Below are 16535 nucleotides of genomic sequence, written 5' to 3'. Positions count from 1 at the left end.
CGTGTACATTATAGCCACGTTACCGACAATGCCTTGTCTCACTCAACTTTAGAATAAGTACAAGATATGGAACTGGTTTTTATTTCCGCTGCATTTATCAGTGGCTATGCATTAATGCGCTGCCACCTCCCGCCATTGGTTGGCTTTCTTATCGCTGGCTTTGTTCTCCATGCCATGGGCTACCAGTCGACACCGGTGATCACGCAGCTGGCCGATCTGGGTGTCACATTGCTGCTGTTTACTATCGGCTTAAAGCTTGATGTCAAAACCTTGCTTGCGAAAGAAATCTGGTTTGGGGCTACTGCCCATAATGTCCTGACAACCGCGTTTTTTACTCTCGCGCTAATGGGCCTTAAAGCACTGAGCATTCCTATGCTGTCAGGCATGAGTATGTCTGAAATGCTGCTGCTTGGCTTCGCGCTTTCGTTTTCTAGCACCGTCTTTGCCATCAAAGCGCTGCAAGAAAAAGGTGAGCTTAATGCCACCTATGGCACCTTGGCCATCGGCATGCTGATCATGCAAGATATCTTTGCCGTGATTTTCCTCACTGCCACATCAGGAAAAACCCCCGAACTCACCGCCCTCCTCCTCTTTGGTTTACCTCTGCTAAAACCTCTATTGGGTAAGCTTTTGGACAAGGCAGGTCACGGTGAAATGTTGGTTCTTTATGCCGTGTTCCTCGCCCTAGTGGCTGGCGCTGGATTGTTTGAGGCGGTGGGGATTAAACCTGACTTAGGCGCACTTATTCTCGGTATGCTGCTTGCCAGTCACCCACGTGCATCCGAAATGGCCAAGTCACTGTTTAATATGAAAGAGCTTTTTCTAGTTTGCTTTTTCCTCAACATTGGCTTGTCCGAACAGCCTACCTGGCAAAGCTTTAGTTTTGCCCTGATCTTGATGTTATTACTGCCCATCAAGGGCGTACTCTACTATTGGATCGTTAATGGATTCCGTTACCGCGTCCGTACTGCCTTATTCACCACGCTCACCTTATTCAACTTCAGTGAGTTTGGACTCATTGTGGGTGGCTTGGCGTATAAAACAGGACTGATGCCCGGCCCGATCTTGGTCTCCATCGCCATCGCGGTATCACTCAGTTTTGCCTTTTCCGCCCCGCTCAATACATTTAGTAACCAGCTGTATGGTTGGGCATCACGCTGGCTACCTGAGCGTGCACCCGACAAACTTCACCCCAGCGATCAACAAATCAATCTCGGTGATGCCAGTATTTTGGTATTGGGGATGGGACGTATTGGCTCAGGCGCCTACGACGAACTCGCCACCACACACCACCAACCCATTGTGGGAATTGACACACGAGAAGACTCTGTCACTCGTCATCAGCAAGAAGGAAGACGTGTTATTTTAGGCGACGCGACTGATCCCGACTTTTGGTCACGAGCCGTGTCTGATGGCAATATCTCGCTCATTTTACTGGCCATGCCTCACAGCCACGCCAATACGTTGGCACTCGAGCAAATTCGACAAACACAATTCAGTGGTAAGGTCGCCGCCATTGCCAAATATCAAGATGAGCTCGACCAACTCAAAGCACTTGGCGTGGATGAAGCCTTTAATATCTATCAAGAGGCAGGTAGTGGCTTTGCGCGTCACGTAAGAGACCGCTTCTCACATCCGGATCCCTAACCACTCTGCCACCCTCCTCACGCACAAGTGATGCTTCACTTGTGCTTTTTTGTATAAAAACTGCGCCATTTTTGAATTATATTCATTTTTCATGGTTTTTATTAAATAATATTTACCACAAGGTCAGTTTGGATAACGAATTTGTTTTATCTACTTGTGTCTTTCTCTGCCACAGGGCAGAGTGTGATTAACAGGTCGCCACCAGTGGTCCTATATCGCAGACATGCCACGGCGAAAACACCGTATAACACAAACAGAGAGGAAGATTATGTGTTCAATTTTTGGAGCGCTTGACATTAAAACCGACTCGCAACAATTGCGGGAAATCGCGTTAAAAATGTCGAAGACCATGCGTCACCGAGGTCCGGACTGGTCAGGGATTTATTCGTCTGAAAAAGCCATTCTCGTTCATGAGCGCCTTGCGATTGTCGATCTTAACAGTGGGGCACAGCCACTTTATAACCAAAACCAAACCCAAGCCCTCGCAGTCAACGGTGAGATCTACAATCACAAAGAGCTCCGCGCTGAATTCGCCGCCGATTATCCGTTCCAAACAGAGTCAGACTGCGAAATCATTCTCGCCCTATATCAAGAGAAAGGGCCAGAACTGCTCGATTATCTCAACGGTATCTTTGCCTTTATTTTGTATGATGAAGAGCAGGATGCGTATTTAATTGGTCGCGATCATATCGGCATTATCCCGCTTTATCATGGACACGATGAACATGGCAACTACTACGTTGCTTCGGAAATGAAAGCACTGACGCCTATTTGTAAAACCATCAGTGAGTTCCCTCCGGGTCACTTTTTATGGAGTAAACAAGGTGAGCCTGTTCGTTATTACAAACGCGCATGGATGGAATATGACGGGGTAAAAGACAGCACCACGGATAAAGCAGCACTCAAAGAAGCCCTAGAGAAAGCGGTTCACCGTCAACTTATGACCGATGTACCTTATGGCGTTCTGCTATCTGGCGGGTTGGATTCATCGGTGATTTCCGCAGTGACCAAGCAATATGCCGCCAACCGTATCGAGGATGACGATCAAAGCCAAGCTTGGTGGCCACGTTTGCACTCGTTTGCTATCGGCCTGGAAGGCGCGCCGGATTTGAAAGCCGCCAAAGAAGTCGCCGACCACCTTGGCACCGTGCACCACGAGTTTACCTATAGTATTCAAGAAGGCTTGGATGCCATCCGCGACGTGGTATATCACATCGAAACCTATGATGTGACCACTATTCGAGCATCAACCCCCATGTATTTGATGTCACGTAAGATTCGTGCAATGGGAATTAAAATGGTGCTATCGGGAGAAGGCGCCGATGAGGTATTTGGCGGCTACTTATATTTCCACAAAGCGCCCAACGCTCAAGAATTCCACGAGGAAACCGTTCGCAAGCTGCTCGCACTCAACATGTTTGATTGTGCTCGTGCGAACAAATCAATGGCCGCATGGGGCGTTGAAGCGCGTGTCCCCTTCTTGGATAAAGAATTTTTGGAAGTGGCGATGCAAATCAAACCGGATGATAAAATGTGCGGTGAGGGTAAAATGGAAAAGCACATCATTCGTGAATGCTTCGGGGATCTGTTGCCAGAATCGGTGGCATGGCGTCAAAAAGAGCAGTTTAGCGATGGCGTCGGTTACGGCTGGATTGATACCTTGAAAGCCATTGCCGATGAAAAAGTCAGCGATCAACAGTTGGCAACGGCAGCCTTCCGTTTCCCATACAACACGCCGACCACCAAAGAAGCGTATATGTATCGTGAGATTTTCGCCGAACTCTTCCCTCTGGAAGATGCCGCGAAGTGTGTTCCTGGCGGCCCGTCGATCGCCTGCTCAAGTGCCAAAGCGATTGAATGGGATGAATCGTTCAAAAACCAAGCTGATCCATCAGGTCGTGCGGTCCGCAACGTACACGAAAAAGCGTATCAATAAGCCCATCCCTCACGACCAATAATAAAAAACCGCCAACAGCAATTGGCGGTTTTTTATCTTTTATGGCAATGAGATTAACGTTCCCAGTAAGCCTCTTCCAAGCTATCTTCGCGCTCCGGCAAGCCACGTGACAAACGCGGAGAATGCTGCGCCAGCACCTCATAGCTAACACGGTTGGCGTATTTGCACACCTGAGAAAACGATGAGTAAGTTAAAAATGGGTACTGGTGTTTGCTCGAATTGGGCACGTTATCACGGTGGTAACGATTCGCTGACATATCGTGCAGCAACGCAGACAGTGCACCGTCCCCCGCGCCATTGGTGTTTTTGATCCGTTCCGGCCCACCCATGTATGGGGCAATGTGCGAATAAATTTTGATCGGATTTTCGCAATCGGCTTTGATCATTGGACGGCTGAACTCATACATATTGAATTCGGGAATGGCGCCGGGTAATAAAGGCAGTGAGGTTTCGCGTTTGGCTTTATCTTCACTATAACCCGCCATGTAGAGGCCAATCGGACCGGCCGTGCAAAGCACCATATCTACCCATTGTAAGGCGGCGTCGGCCGCGAGCAGCGGGTCACTTTCACCCGTGAGCGCTTCGCCCTCATCTTCGTTCATCGCCACCACACTGACGTGCTCAGCCAGAAAATCACGCCACCACTGTGGATTTTGTTCAATCACATACTTGGTGCCCAACGTCATCACCACAGGCACGTTATGCTTTTTGGCATACTCGATGGCACGCATGGTCGCATCCGGCATCGGATCACCGTCCTTGCAACGTACCAGATAGGCTGTCAGGACTAAGGCAGACGCATGCTCAAAGATATGTTCCGGAATCGACTCAGGACGCAGCTGATTCATTAAGCCTTCGTTGATGGCAAAAGTACGTTCGCCACAATCGCCAATCAGTGCATAGCAACGGCCAATCGGGCCTTCGACAGGTTGCAGATAATTGAGGTCCATACGGCTGGACGTGTTGCATAGGTAGCGATAAGAGTAGCTCCCAATACGAATATCCTGACTCATCACGCCAAGCAGAATCGATTGGTCGTCCGCTAAAGCGGAGTAGTTGTGCAAGGTATTGCCAATGGTGCCGCCGGCAAATTCATGCGTCACCAAATTGTTGTCTTTGAGCTCTTGATACAAGGCTTCAGCGCGCTCATCGTCAATCACTAACGAGTGGCCTTTGCTCAAACCATAGCGCTCCAGGAAGTCATCACTCACTTTTGCTTCTATGTCCACCAAGGTTTGGTCTATGCCAATCACATGAGGGCGTTTAAAGCCACGCTCACTGGCAGGGTTAAGCAAAGGATCCCGGGCGTGAACCGGAAAGTAGTGTTTAGACTTACGTTGTCCTGGAAATTTCATGGTTCGTGTAACTAGCTAATGGAAGGGAGGCGCGAATTCTACCACAGAATTTGCGCCTGCATAGCGTTGGAGAAACGAATTTTATCCGTCTACCACCCTTGGGTATGCTCTGCCACCAGCGTCGCCATTAACTCAATATGCGCCTCGTCATCATTCAAGCATGGGATAAAACGAAAGGCTTCGCCACCCGCTTCTAAAAAGATATCCCGACACTCGCCAGCAATTTCTTCCAAGGTTTCCAAACAGTCAGAAGAAAAGGCTGGTGTCATGATATCGAGGGTTTTAACCCCTTTTGCGGGTAGTGCTTCCAAGGTTTTATCGGTATAGGGCTTAAGCCATTCTTCACGCCCAAAACGCGATTGGTAGCTCATCATGATCGCTTGGTCGGGGAGCCCAAGTTCCGCCTGCAACAATGCCGTGGTTTGTTCGCAATGTTGCGGATACGGGTCGCCATTATCCGCGAAACGTTGCGGGATCCCATGGTATGAACACAGTAAGAGATCGCCCTTGCCGTGTTTATCCCAGTGGCGCCTGACGGAGTCTGCCAATGCGGATTGATACGACGGATGATCGTGATAGTGATGCACAAAGCGAAGCTCAGGAAGCAAGGGGCGTCCTTTTAGGGATTTGGCGACTTTATCAAATACCGCGGCGGTGGTGGTCGCAGAGTATTGTGGATACAAAGGCAAAACCATGACCTTTTCGCAACCTTGTTGCTGCAGTTGCTCAATACCATCCGTCATCGAAGGTGAACCATAGGTCATTCCTAAAGCGACAGGTAATCCCGTCTTGGTGGCTAAGGCATCACGCTGACGTGTAGCGTACACCATCAAAGGCGATCCCTCGTTCATCCAAACACTTTGATAGAGCTTAGCCACCTTGGGAGAGCGTACCGGGAGAATCACACCATGCAGCAGTGGGCACCACAACCAACGCGTTAAATCGACCACTCGATGATCATGCAGAAATTCAGATAAAAAGCGCTTTACAGAAGAAGAAGTAGGCGCATCTGGGGTTCCCAGGTTGACCAGAAGTACGCCAACTTGGTTATGCTTTTCGGTCATGTTTGTTGTCCTTGGCTTATTCGCGAGCCGATTATTTTTGTTGTACCTTTCCAATTTAACGTTATCTGATTAAATGGCTTGGAGAATGACGCGTAGCTTGCCATAAAAAAACCGGAGCGACTAATCGTCAGCTCCGGTTTCTGGCATCAGTCATACCGATGAGAATCGGTGTCAGCGCCTGAGCACTGACCCTTTAAACAAAAAATTAGCCGAGAACCTTTTGGATCTCTGCGCTGACTTGCTCAACCCCTTGAGTACCATCGAAGGTCACAAACTGGGTGTTGCCAGCATCGGCTTCTTTTTTATAGTAAGCAATCAGTGGTGCAGTTTGATTATGATAAACATTCAAACGCGCGCGCACCGTCTCTTCTTTATCATCATCACGTACCACTAGCGCTTCGCCAGTCACGTCGTCTTTCCCTTCCACTTTCGGTGGGTTATAAACAACGTGATAAGTACGGCCTGAAGCAAGGTGAGCACGGCGACCACTCATACGCTCAACAATAACGTCATCCGGAACATCGAACTCGAGTACGTAATCGATCGCAACACCGATCTCTTTCAGTCCATCAGCTTGTGGAATGGTACGTGGGAACCCATCTAGCAAGAAGCCGTTGGCACAATCATCTTGCGAGATACGCTCTTTAACCAAGCCAAGAATGATGTCATCAGACACCAATTCGCCAGCATCAATAACCGCTTTGGCTTGTTTGCCAAGCTCAGTGCCCGCTTTAATCGCGGCGCGCAGCATGTCACCCGTAGAAATCTGCGGAATCCCGTATTTTTCCATGATGAACTGCGCTTGCGTCCCTTTACCCGCGCCCGGTGCACCCAACAGAATGATGCGCATAGTGATCCCCTTTATGATTATTTAGGTTTCGTTAAACTGCGTCTATATTCGCAAAGACACGAAACATACACGCTTAACTAAACGCTATCAAGCCCGGCAATCCGGCCGGGCTTGTTCGATAGTCATTCAGTATGTGGTCTCGACAATCGCCTGTCGATTATACCTTAGTCAGAAGCTGGTTGACCGAGGCCAAGAAGTCTGACGGATCGTCCATGCTGCCTTTCTCTGCCAGCATCGCTTGACCCAGCAGCATTTCTACCCAAGTACCGAATTTCTGCTCATCGCTTTCATCTGCCATGCGCTTAACCAGAGCGTGCTCTGGGTTCAGTTCAAAGATGTACTTCACATCCGGCGCTTGCTGGCCAGCGGCTTCTAAAAGCTTCGCCATTTGCGTGCCCATTTCAAACTGATCGGTCACCACCACCGCCGGTGTGCCAGAAAGTTTAAAGGTGGTACGTACATCTTTAACACGATCACCCAAGTGCGATTTTACTCGCTCAATCACAGACTCAAACGCTTTTTCGGTTTCTTCACGCTCTGCTTTTGCTTCTTCATCATCGAATTGGCTCAGATCGAGATCTGCCTTGGTGATTGCTTGGAACGACTTACCATCAAACTCGGTCAGGTAGCTCATCAACCACTCATCGATGCGGTCATACATCAAGATAACTTCGATGCCTTTGGCTTTAAACTGCTCCAAGTGCGGGCTGTGTTTGGCCGCATTGTAGCTATCCGCGGTGATGTAGTAGATTTTGTCTTGCTCTTCTTTCATGCGCGACACGTAGTCGGCCAAGGAGACGGTTTGCTCAGCGCTGTCTTCATGCGTTGAGGCAAAGCGCAGCAAGCCAGCAATTTTTTCTTTGTTGCTGAAATCTTCCGCCGGCCCTTCTTTCATTACTAGGCCAAATTCACGCCAAAATGTCTGATATTTTTCAGCATCGTTTTTAGCCAGTTTTTCTAGCATTGACAACACACGCTTGGTGCACGCACCGCGCAGTGACTGGGTGATCTTGTTGTCTTGCAGGATCTCACGCGAGACGTTAAGCGGCAGATCGTTAGAGTCAATCAAACCACGAACAAAACGCAAGTAGCTTGGCATGAACTGTGACGCATCATCCATGATAAAGACGCGTTGTACATAGAGTTTCAGTCCATGTTTGTGCTCGCGGTTGTATAGATCCCAAGGGGCTTTTGACGGGATATACAGCAAGCTGGTGTAGTCGTTTTTACCCTCTACACGGTTGTGGCTCCACGTCAGCGGCTCGGCAAAGTCGTGAGACACATGCTTATAGAACTCTTTGTATTCGTCTGCCGAGATATCTGACTTAGCACGAGTCCAAAGCGCTTGCGCTTTGTTAACTTGCTCCCACTTGCCTTCTCCCGTCTCGTTACCTTCCTCGTCTTTCTCTTGCGTCCACATTTCTACCGGAATACCGATGTGGTCGGAATATTTACCGATCACCTCACGTAGGCGCCAATCATTGAGGAATTCTTTCTCGTCGTCTTTAAGGTGCAGCGTAATCTCAGTGCCACGGTCAGCTTTGCTGATAGGCTCTAGGGTATACTCACCTTCTCCGGTTGATTCCCACTGCACTGCCTCGTCGGCCGCAAGACCCGCCGCTCGAGTGCTTACGGTTACCTTGTCAGCCACAATAAAGGCAGAGTAAAAGCCGACCCCGAATTGGCCAATGAGGTTCGAGTCTTTGCTTTGATCTTCGTTAAGCTGTTTAAGAAACTCTTCTGTGCCTGATTTTGCAATGGTGCCGAGGTTAGCGATGACATCGTCACGGCTCATACCAATACCATTGTCTGAGACAGTTAACGTACCGGCTTCGCTATCAAAAGAAAGACGGACACGCAGGTCACCGTCATTTTCGTAAAGCTCAGGCGCTGACAATGCTTTAAAGCGCAACTTATCGGCGGCATCCGACGCGTTTGACACTAACTCTCGCAGGAAAATCTCTTTGTTTGAGTAGAGAGAGTGGATCATCAACTGCAGCAATTTGGAGGTATCAGAACCAAACTGATGTTTTTCTGGGGTTTTCACGCTCATGTCAATCTACCTAACACTATGAGGATTAATGGCGACGCGGACAATCTGCCCGCGTCACAATGAATTCGTTGTTTCCGTCTCCTTGGATATAGGGATCCGGTACCACGCTTTCAAGGCCTAAGTGGTCAAATATAAGTCAGTTAGTAGTAAGTCGATAGACAATAAAAAAGAAAAGCCTAACCAGAGGCTAGGCTTTACACGTCAGTCGTGTGATTGACATCGCTGCTTTGACGGTGGATGTTGCCACATTGTCTTGCCGCCCCTCGCGGTGGAAGACAATGTCACCAACGGTAGCTGCGGTCTCAGGACACGTCAGGCGCTTCTAGCGATATTTCAACTGTTGGCGACCGATAATTGAGTGAGATAGCGTGGTACCGTCCACCAGCTCTAGCTCGCCTCCCATGGGGACGCCATGTGCAATACGGCTCGCACCCACTTGGTGCTCTTGGCATAGCTCAGCGATGTATTGCGCCGTTGCCTCGCCTTCCACTGTCGGGTTGGTCGCCAAGATAAGCTCTTGGATCGGTTCGTGTTGCAGACGCTTTTCCAACACATCAAGGCCAATGTCTGCCGGACCAATGCCATCAAGGGGTGACAGGTGTCCCATCAAAACAAAATACCGCCCTGAGTACTGACCCGTGGCTTCCACGGCTGCAATATCTGCCGGGCTTTCAACCACACAAATCAACCCTGTTTCTTGGCGTTTCGGGTTATCGCAAATCGCGCACACGTCTTGCTCGGTAAAGGTTCGACATTGGCTGCAGTGGCCAATGTCAGTCATTGCCGTACTCAGTGCTTGCGCGAGGGCCAGCCCGCCTTGGCGGTTTCGTTGCAATAAGTGGTAGGCCATCCGCTGCGCTGATTTGGGGCCAACGCCTGGTAAACAACGCAGCGAGTCCATCAGTTGTTCAAGTAACTGGCTGGTGCGCATAGATTAAAAGGGCATTTTCATGCCTGGTGGTAACTGCATACCACCTGTCACTTCCGCCATTTTCTCTTTTTGTTGCTCCTCGACACGACGGGCAGCATCGTTGAATGCAGCCGCAATCAAGTCTTCCAGCATGTCTTTATCATCTTCCATCAAGCTATCGTCGATGTCGACACGACGGATGCTGTGGCTACCTGTCATGGTGACTTTCACCATGCCTGCGCCCGCTTCGCCTGTCACTTCCATGCTGGCAATTTCTTCTTGTACTTTTTGCATGCGCTCTTGCATTTGCTGCGCCTGCTTCATCATGTTACCCATGCCGCCTTTACCAAACATAATTCTCTCTCTTGGTTAGGTGTCTTAAATTGGTCGAATGCTATCTTCTTCTAACTCCGCCGCAAAGCGTTGAAGAATAAAAGTCACATTCGGATCATTATGCAGGCTGTGTGTCGCCTGCGCTAATTTTTGTTGATAGAGCTGCTCGCGCCGCTCTAAAGGTGTGATTCCCGCTTCCCCGAGCTGTACCTCCAAGGTTATGGGGGCGCCCAGCGCCGTCGTCAAGGCCTGAGTCAATTGCTGCTGCGCTTTTTCGGTATTAAGGTGCGATTGATCCGGGCGCAATGTAAGCTGTACGCGCTCGCCTTGCTGGGACATCGCCGCATTCAGTGCCATTTGTTTAACCAGGCGCTCTACCTCTAAACTGTCTGCCAAGGCACACCAAGGATCTTGCGCGTTGGTTTCCTGCACCAGTTTGTCGCGCATGGCGGGCGTTTTTTCATGTTCTAACCCCTGTTTCAACGACTTAGGTGTCAGTGAAGGCACCGTCTCGGGCTCCGGTGACACAGGTTGCGTAGAGCGCCACTGGTAAGGCTCTGACGACCCGTTAGTAGGTTCAGTCACGGGTGACAACGACACACTCGGTGTCTTTTGTTCAGGCGCGGACACAGGCGATGCACTCTCTGCCGCCGTCGCGACGCGATCGAGCACAGATAACGCATCAGTCTTGGCCGGTGTCCGTTCCGTCTTTTTTGCTCCACTCCCCGATTGTTCGGATTGACGTTTCATACGACTACGCAACTGATTACGAGCCTGAATAAGACTAGAGGCAGGCGAAGAGGCAGACGGCTGATTCGCAAGTGATGACGCGGCATCTGGCGCCGAGTCATCGACTGCTGGTTGGTTCAGCTCGGAAACACTCGCTTCATGTGCCCCTCTGCCGGATGCACCTGCGCTAGGCACCTCCGCGCTAGTCTTTGCCATCGCCTGCTGAGGAGCTGGCGCGCGTGTGTCATTGATATCTTGGGGACTTTCCGGCGTGTCTCGGTCATTGCTCTCCGGGGTATCGCCCATGGGCCGGTTCTGTTGTACTTCGTGCCCCTGGCTTGGTGACGACTGGTTTGGCGACGCCGCACTGGCCGATGAGACCTGCGCTTTCAACGCGTTCAGTGCTTGCGAGGGATCTTTTTTGACCGGCTGTTGTGGTGAAGATGCGGGATCGTGTGTCGGCACCGATATGGTAGCCGGTTCATACGGTACCGTTTTCACCGGCTGAAACGCCAACATACGCAGCAAGACCATTTCTAGACCGGCCCGCCCATCAGGGGCATAGGGCAGGTCTTGCCGTCCTTGCAGTGCCATTTGGTAACACAGCTGCACATCTTGTGGCGCAAGCCGCGAGGCCAAGGCGTGAATCCGTGCTTGCTCCCCGCTGTCATCATCATGGGTCTGAGGCAGTGCTTGGGCAAGCGCCACATGGTGAAGCTGGCTGGCTAACTCTTTGAGTAAACCATCCCACTCCACCCCGACGTGCGCAATCTGCGCCAGCATATTCATCAACTCGACCGCATCATGATTCGCCAAGGCTTCAAGGAGCAAGAGTGCGTTATCGGTACTCAAGGTCCCCAGCATGTCAGCGACAGCTTGGGTGCTGATGTGGCCATTTCCCAGCGCGATGGCCTGGTCGGTTAAGCTCAAGGCATCACGCATACTGCCTTCCGCAGCCCGTGACAATAGCATTAAGGCACGTGACTCTGCCTCGACACCTTCTTGACCAAGGATATGCTCTAGCTGCGTCTGAATCTGGCTCGCATCAAAGTGTTTTAGGTGAAATTGCAAACAACGCGATAAAATGGTGACCGGCAGCTTTTGTGGATCCGTGGTCGCCAATAAAAACTTTACGTACTCAGGCGGCTCTTCCAGCGTTTTTAGCAGCGCATTGAAGCTGTGTCGTGACAGCATATGGACTTCATCAATGAGGTACACTTTGAAGCGGCCACGTGCGGGCTTGTACTGGACGTTATCGAGCAGCTCTCGCGTGTCTTCCACCTTGGTCCGGGATGCAGCGTCAATCTCCAGCAAATCAACGTAACGTCCCTCGTCAATTTCACGGCAGGTTGCGCACTGACCACATGGCGAAGAAGACACCCCTTGTTCGCAATTGAGCCCTTTGGCAAAAATGCGCGCAATGGTGGTTTTGCCCACACCGCGAGTACCACTGAACAAATATGCGTGGTGCAAGCGGTCATGATCCAATGCATTGGCTAAGGCCGTGAGCACATGACTTTGACCGGCAACAGACTCAAAATTATGGGGTCGCCACTTGCGAGCGAGGACTTGGTAACTCATGTCAATCCGCTTCCTGTATGCTTATTGCTAACGCGGGACCCTGCATATAGCCTGGCATTAATGGCCTGCAAATTCGCACAAGCTATAAACGTTGATCCCAAGCGCGGCCAGCTTTTCTTCACCGCCGATATCCGGCAAGCTTATCACAAACCCAGCATGCGCCACGGTGCCGCCTAAACGGCGTACCAGCTTCACGGTGGCTTCTATGGTGCCGCCTGTCGCCAGTAGATCATCAATCACCAGTACTTTATCCCCCTCAGCAATCGCATCACGATGGATTTCCAGGGTATCTTCACCGTATTCTAGCTGATAGTTTTCGCTGATCACCGCGCGTGGCAACTTGCCAGGCTTACGCACTGGCACAAACGGGAGCCCTAGCGCAAGCGCCAATGGTGCACCAAATAAAAATCCACGTGACTCGGTACCAATCACCTTGGTAAATCCATGATCGCGGTATTGCGCAACCAGGGCATCAATGGTGGCTTGGTAGGCAGCAGGGTCTTCCATTAAGCTGGTGACATCGCGAAATAAGATGCCAGGTTTGGGATAGTCTGGGATGGTTTGAATACTTTGTTTGATGACATTCAAGCTGTCGGTGCTCATGGCCAATTCTCGCCGGTAAAAAACGCAAACCGTCATGTTATGAATTTTCGGCCGAACCAGCAACAGATTCCGTTTCAGGTAGGCGGAGAAACCAGCATAAGAGCACAATTAGGCAGGTAACCAGTAACGCTTTCAGCCACATCGCCCCGACGATATAAATCGAAAAGCTAAAACTTGCCACTATCATGACGGTCGCGCGTCGTTTTACTTTGCGACTAATCGCGCGCTTTTGGTACCAGTCCGTCAATATCGGCCCGAACGTAGGATGGGCGTGTAGCCAGTTAGCGATACGAGGAGAGCCTCGCATAAAGCAACCACTGGCGAGCAGCAAAAACGGCGTGGTCGGGAGTACCGGCAAAAAGGCGCCCGCCGCACCCAGCGCGACCCATAACCAACCTAACCCATTCCATAACCAACGCCATGCGGCTGTCGGTGCTTGTTGCATAGTCTCTATTACCCTTCGATTCGAGATGGTCGCGCTTGTTCACTCACGCTAAGTGTAGTGTCAGAGACGATGGAGGTACAGGGTGGCGAATAAGGAATGCCGCACGGCGAGTGAATAAGGCGGTGATTAGCCGCCAAAAATAATGCCAAGCCAAGTGAGACTGGCAGGTAAGGTCGGGATCAGTAATACCAGCAGGAAGCCGATGAAGTATTTGACGTTATAAGGCTCTTTAAAATCATGTTCCATTTTGTTACTTCACTCACAACAGCATAACAACAGTGAGCAGGTACTATAGCTCAGGTCAACACCGCTAAAAACGGACTCTTTGTAAGGTTTTAGCCGGTTCATTGATTTACATCAGGGTAACAACTTGTGTGACTGCGTCATGATAAAAGTCATTTTAGCCAATCAAGCGAACTGACCATGGATAAAACAACCCTTGCTCAGCTGGGGCGTGAACTTAACCGCGAACGCACTGAGCTAGTAGCAACATTAACCACGCGATTGCGTGAAGACTGGGACAAGCATTGCGAGAACCTCACCATTTCGGATCTGATTAAAGAAAGCCAAGGGGTACCTGGCGCCATCCGATGCCTCGGTGAACGTTTAGAAAAAGTCGATGCGGCTTTATGTGCCATGGATTTGGAGATTTATGGCTTGTGTGCCGATTGTGAAAGTGAAATTCCACTGGATGATTTAATGAAAGACGCCGCCGAGCAGCGCTGCCCACAGTGTCGCGCGTCGAATTATTATCATCACGATCCAGCCACTCGCCGAGCCACAGCAGGAGCACGTAAAACCGTGTGATCGCGAGGTTGACTTTCGCTTGTCTCATCGTGGCTTAAACGGAACGCGCCCAGCATCAGCTGGGCGCGTTTTTTATTGACTATTTAAAGCTGACAAGCGGGTGATACTAACGATCACACATCATCCTGAGGCGTTTAATCTTGGTCAATAATCCAACGACGGAACGACTTACGCTCTTGGTCACTGGCTTTGGTATACCAAAGCTTTAACTGCGACAAGGCATCACCTTTAATAGAGGCTTTACCTTGATCATCCACCTCGACCAATACATCGTTGAGGTTCTTGCTTTCACCTTGGTCGATAATGATACCATTCTCACGGTTATACTCCGCCACCAGCGCTTCCATGTCGGCATAGGCGGCAAAGCCATCCCCTTTTAACTCGACGGCATCTAAAGGCATCACATCACCGTTATCGAACTCGGCTTGCCATTGAGCATCGTCAAAATAATGCTCTGCTTGGACTTTTGTTTTTAGTCGAGTATCGAGATCAATCGTCGTATCACGCCCATCAACGTTGAGTTCAAAGAGGTACGGTCGTGATGTAAAGACAAGATCTCGACTACCTCGCTTAACCTCACCCTCAAACCGCACCACAATTTGATGGTTGCCATCCGGCAACTCAATCGTCTGAGTTGGAGACCAGTTGTCAAACGTCACTTTTTCGCCATCAACAACAACGAATTCGATATTGCGTGCTGAGGTAATTTCTGCGGCATTAGTCACACTCGATGCCATGAGAGTACATAGCACCAAGCCCACACCTACTACTTTTTTCATCTTTTCTCCAAACCGTGATAATAAAAAAGCCGCCCTAAGGCGGCTTTTGTAACCAGTGCTACATTTAGCAATGATGGTATAAGCTCAATTAGAACTTAACTTCCATACCAGCTACGTAACCCCAATCTTGCTCGTCACCGTCGCTGTCACCCACTTCAGCGTATACTTTTGCATTGCTGTGCAGTGCGTAAGTAACGTTAGCGTAGTAACCGTTTACGTCGTCTTGTTGACCGTCAACGTCTTGGTTATCAAAGCCGATTGCGTAAGTAGTTTTACCCATAGTGTAGTCAGCAGCGATAGACACATAATCAGTGTCAGTATCTACACCTTCCAAGTCTGCTGATTTACGACCAACAGATGCTGCAATACCTACGTTTTCGATACCTGCGTACTCAACTTCGAAGTTGTAAGTATCAACTGAGTCATTGCTATCACGGTTGATGTTGTCAGCTTTTTGATAGTAAACACGTGCGTCTACGTCAGCTACACGGTAGCCTAAACGGCCTTCGTAGATTGCGATGTCATCGCCGCCGCCGTAGTAGCCTTTATCTGTGTCTTCAGCTTCACCGAGAGAGTCATCTTCAAAGCCGTCGCTCTTGTCAGTATAAGTCGCTGCTGCATAGAAAGTACCGTTATCATAAACGTACTTGCCTACTTGTTGCGCGTGAGTGTAGTCAGAGCCAAACGAGTTTACAGATAGCTCGTAGTCTTTAGTGATACCAGCGTCATCCATCAGCAATAGCTGACGACCCGCGGTGAATTGACCCCAATCACCTTTCAGACCAACGTAGAGCACGTTGTTTTCAACATTACCGTTTGTGTCAGTGTCTTCGTCCGCGCCTTCGAATTCGAAATCAACAGCAGCGATTGCACTCAGTTTGTCAGAAACGGTTACTTCAGTATCAAACTGAACATCACCGTCGTCTAGACGCCATGCACCGTCACGGTCGTTACCGATTTTCTGGATGTACTGAACTTCAGCTGCACCAGACGCGTCTACTTTAACGCCTTCTGCGTCATACAGGTTGATGCTTGCTGATGCTGAGCCAGCAGCCAGCAGAGCTGGTACTGCCATTGCTAGAATAGTCTTTTTCATGGTTAATCCACTGCCTTTTCTATTTAGTCATTATGAGTTCCTTCTTGGAACTCTGTTTTATGGTGACTGTCACTCTATTACCAGCAGCAAAAACGCTGCGAAGAACAAAATGCCAGTTCACTGAAACTTCGTGGCTAATCGTGCAGAACATTTGTAGTTCTGTCAACTCGCCGGAAGCGCATTACAATCTAGACAAAAACCGCTTAAAAACAACAATATAGTAATATTTGTTGAACTGAGATCACAGTTTAATTGACTCAACACCCGCCTTTTGATGAAAATAAACAACAAACACTAACAACATAAAACACCAAAAATTACAGTAT

14 protein-coding genes are annotated in these 16535 nt (G+C 49.7%); 3 read left to right on the top strand and 11 right to left on the bottom strand.

The genetic code is table 11. The features are described 5' to 3' along the window. Positions 1-66 precede the first annotated feature (66 nt). Both BZG20_RS12215 and asnB read left to right on the top strand, forming a co-directional pair. Entirely contained in the window at positions 67-1647 is a 1581-nt protein-coding gene (locus tag BZG20_RS12215) for a cation:proton antiporter family protein (RefSeq protein ID WP_077579195.1), read from the top strand. Between the two features lie 268 nt (positions 1648-1915). After that, positions 1916-3583, top strand: a complete 1668-nt coding sequence (gene asnB / locus BZG20_RS12210; protein WP_046073575.1) for an asparagine synthase B — start codon at positions 1916-1918, stop codon at positions 3581-3583. Positions 3584-3657: 74 nt separating this feature from the next. Here the strand turns inward: asnB and BZG20_RS12205 are convergent, their stop codons facing one another. The 9 genes from BZG20_RS12205 to BZG20_RS12165 form a co-directional block, all read right to left on the bottom strand. Then, the gene (locus BZG20_RS12205; protein WP_046073576.1) at positions 3658-4959 is read right to left on the bottom strand and encodes an inosine/guanosine kinase; all 1302 of its coding nucleotides are present in this window, start codon (positions 4957-4959) and stop codon (positions 3658-3660) included. An 89-nt stretch (positions 4960-5048) separates the two neighbouring features. After that, a complete protein-coding gene (hemH, locus tag BZG20_RS12200) occupies positions 5049-6023 on the bottom strand; it encodes a ferrochelatase (protein WP_077579194.1) in 975 nt (324 codons plus the stop codon). Positions 6024-6228: 205 nt separating this feature from the next. Next, positions 6229-6873 carry an adenylate kinase gene (adk, locus tag BZG20_RS12195; RefSeq protein WP_046073578.1) on the bottom strand — a complete coding sequence of 215 codons (645 nt, stop codon included), beginning with the start codon at positions 6871-6873 and terminating at the stop codon, positions 6229-6231. 157 nt (positions 6874-7030) lie between these two features. Then, positions 7031-8926, bottom strand: coding sequence for a molecular chaperone HtpG (gene htpG, locus BZG20_RS12190; RefSeq protein WP_046073579.1), 1896 nt, complete (start codon positions 8924-8926; stop codon positions 7031-7033). A gap of 322 nt (positions 8927-9248) precedes the next feature. After that, on the bottom strand, positions 9249-9857 hold the full coding sequence (gene recR, locus BZG20_RS12185; protein ID WP_046073580.1) for a recombination mediator RecR: 609 nt from the start codon (positions 9855-9857) through the stop codon (positions 9249-9251). Between the two features lie 3 nt (positions 9858-9860). Further along, positions 9861-10190 (bottom strand): YbaB/EbfC family nucleoid-associated protein, encoded by a 330-nt coding sequence (locus BZG20_RS12180; protein WP_046073581.1) that lies wholly within the window; start codon positions 10188-10190, stop codon positions 9861-9863. Positions 10191-10214: 24 nt separating this feature from the next. Then, on the bottom strand, positions 10215-12479 hold the full coding sequence (gene dnaX / locus BZG20_RS12175) for a DNA polymerase III subunit gamma/tau (RefSeq protein ID WP_077579193.1): 2265 nt from the start codon (positions 12477-12479) through the stop codon (positions 10215-10217). Positions 12480-12536: 57 nt separating this feature from the next. Beyond that, positions 12537-13082: an adenine phosphoribosyltransferase gene (apt, locus tag BZG20_RS12170; protein ID WP_077579261.1), complete on the bottom strand. Its 546-nt coding sequence runs from the start codon at positions 13080-13082 to the stop codon at positions 12537-12539. Positions 13083-13119: 37 nt separating this feature from the next. Further along, a complete protein-coding gene (locus BZG20_RS12165) occupies positions 13120-13527 on the bottom strand; it encodes a YbaN family protein (RefSeq protein ID WP_046073583.1) in 408 nt (135 codons plus the stop codon). A gap of 423 nt (positions 13528-13950) precedes the next feature. On the opposite strand from BZG20_RS12165, the gene BZG20_RS12160 reads away from it, so the two are divergent. Continuing rightward, positions 13951-14334 (top strand): hypothetical protein, encoded by a 384-nt coding sequence (locus tag BZG20_RS12160; RefSeq protein ID WP_046073585.1) that lies wholly within the window; start codon positions 13951-13953, stop codon positions 14332-14334. Positions 14335-14468: 134 nt separating this feature from the next. Here BZG20_RS12160 and BZG20_RS12155 read toward each other — a convergent pair whose 3' ends face one another. Then, entirely contained in the window at positions 14469-15113 is a 645-nt protein-coding gene (locus tag BZG20_RS12155) for a DUF2057 domain-containing protein (protein ID WP_077579192.1), read from the bottom strand. A gap of 88 nt (positions 15114-15201) precedes the next feature. Next, entirely contained in the window at positions 15202-16209 is a 1008-nt protein-coding gene (locus BZG20_RS12150; protein ID WP_077579191.1) for a porin, read from the bottom strand. Between the last annotated feature and the right edge of the window lie 326 nt (positions 16210-16535).

The sequence above is a fragment of the Salinivibrio sp. IB868 genome (genome assembly GCF_001995655.1).
Lineage (GTDB): Bacteria > Pseudomonadota > Gammaproteobacteria > Enterobacterales > Vibrionaceae > Salinivibrio > Salinivibrio siamensis.
This window is presented reverse-complemented; position numbering and strand designations above follow the sequence as displayed.

Excerpts from the sequence above, each read along its gene's own strand:
- BZG20_RS12205 (WP_046073576.1), bottom strand. The coding sequence starts at position 4,959 with ATGAAATTTCCAGGACAACGTAAGTCTAAACACTACTTTCCGGTTCAC.
- BZG20_RS12180 (WP_046073581.1), bottom strand. The coding sequence starts at position 10,190 with ATGTTTGGTAAAGGCGGCATGGGTAACATGATGAAGCAGGCGCAGCAA.
- dnaX (WP_077579193.1), bottom strand. The coding sequence starts at position 12,479 with ATGAGTTACCAAGTCCTCGCTCGCAAGTGGCGACCCCATAATTTTGAG.
- asnB (WP_046073575.1), top strand. The coding sequence starts at position 1,916 with ATGTGTTCAATTTTTGGAGCGCTTGACATTAAAACCGACTCGCAACAA.
- adk (WP_046073578.1), bottom strand. The coding sequence starts at position 6,873 with ATGCGCATCATTCTGTTGGGTGCACCGGGCGCGGGTAAAGGGACGCAA.
- BZG20_RS12155 (WP_077579192.1), bottom strand. The coding sequence starts at position 15,113 with ATGAAAAAAGTAGTAGGTGTGGGCTTGGTGCTATGTACTCTCATGGCA.
- recR (WP_046073580.1), bottom strand. The coding sequence starts at position 9,857 with ATGCGCACCAGCCAGTTACTTGAACAACTGATGGACTCGCTGCGTTGT.
- BZG20_RS12160 (WP_046073585.1), top strand. The coding sequence starts at position 13,951 with ATGGATAAAACAACCCTTGCTCAGCTGGGGCGTGAACTTAACCGCGAA.
- BZG20_RS12150 (WP_077579191.1), bottom strand. The coding sequence starts at position 16,209 with ATGAAAAAGACTATTCTAGCAATGGCAGTACCAGCTCTGCTGGCTGCT.
- BZG20_RS12215 (WP_077579195.1), top strand. The coding sequence starts at position 67 with ATGGAACTGGTTTTTATTTCCGCTGCATTTATCAGTGGCTATGCATTA.
- apt (WP_077579261.1), bottom strand. The coding sequence starts at position 13,082 with ATGAGCACCGACAGCTTGAATGTCATCAAACAAAGTATTCAAACCATC.
- hemH (WP_077579194.1), bottom strand. The coding sequence starts at position 6,023 with ATGACCGAAAAGCATAACCAAGTTGGCGTACTTCTGGTCAACCTGGGA.
- htpG (WP_046073579.1), bottom strand. The coding sequence starts at position 8,926 with ATGAGCGTGAAAACCCCAGAAAAACATCAGTTTGGTTCTGATACCTCC.
- BZG20_RS12165 (WP_046073583.1), bottom strand. The coding sequence starts at position 13,527 with ATGCAACAAGCACCGACAGCCGCATGGCGTTGGTTATGGAATGGGTTA.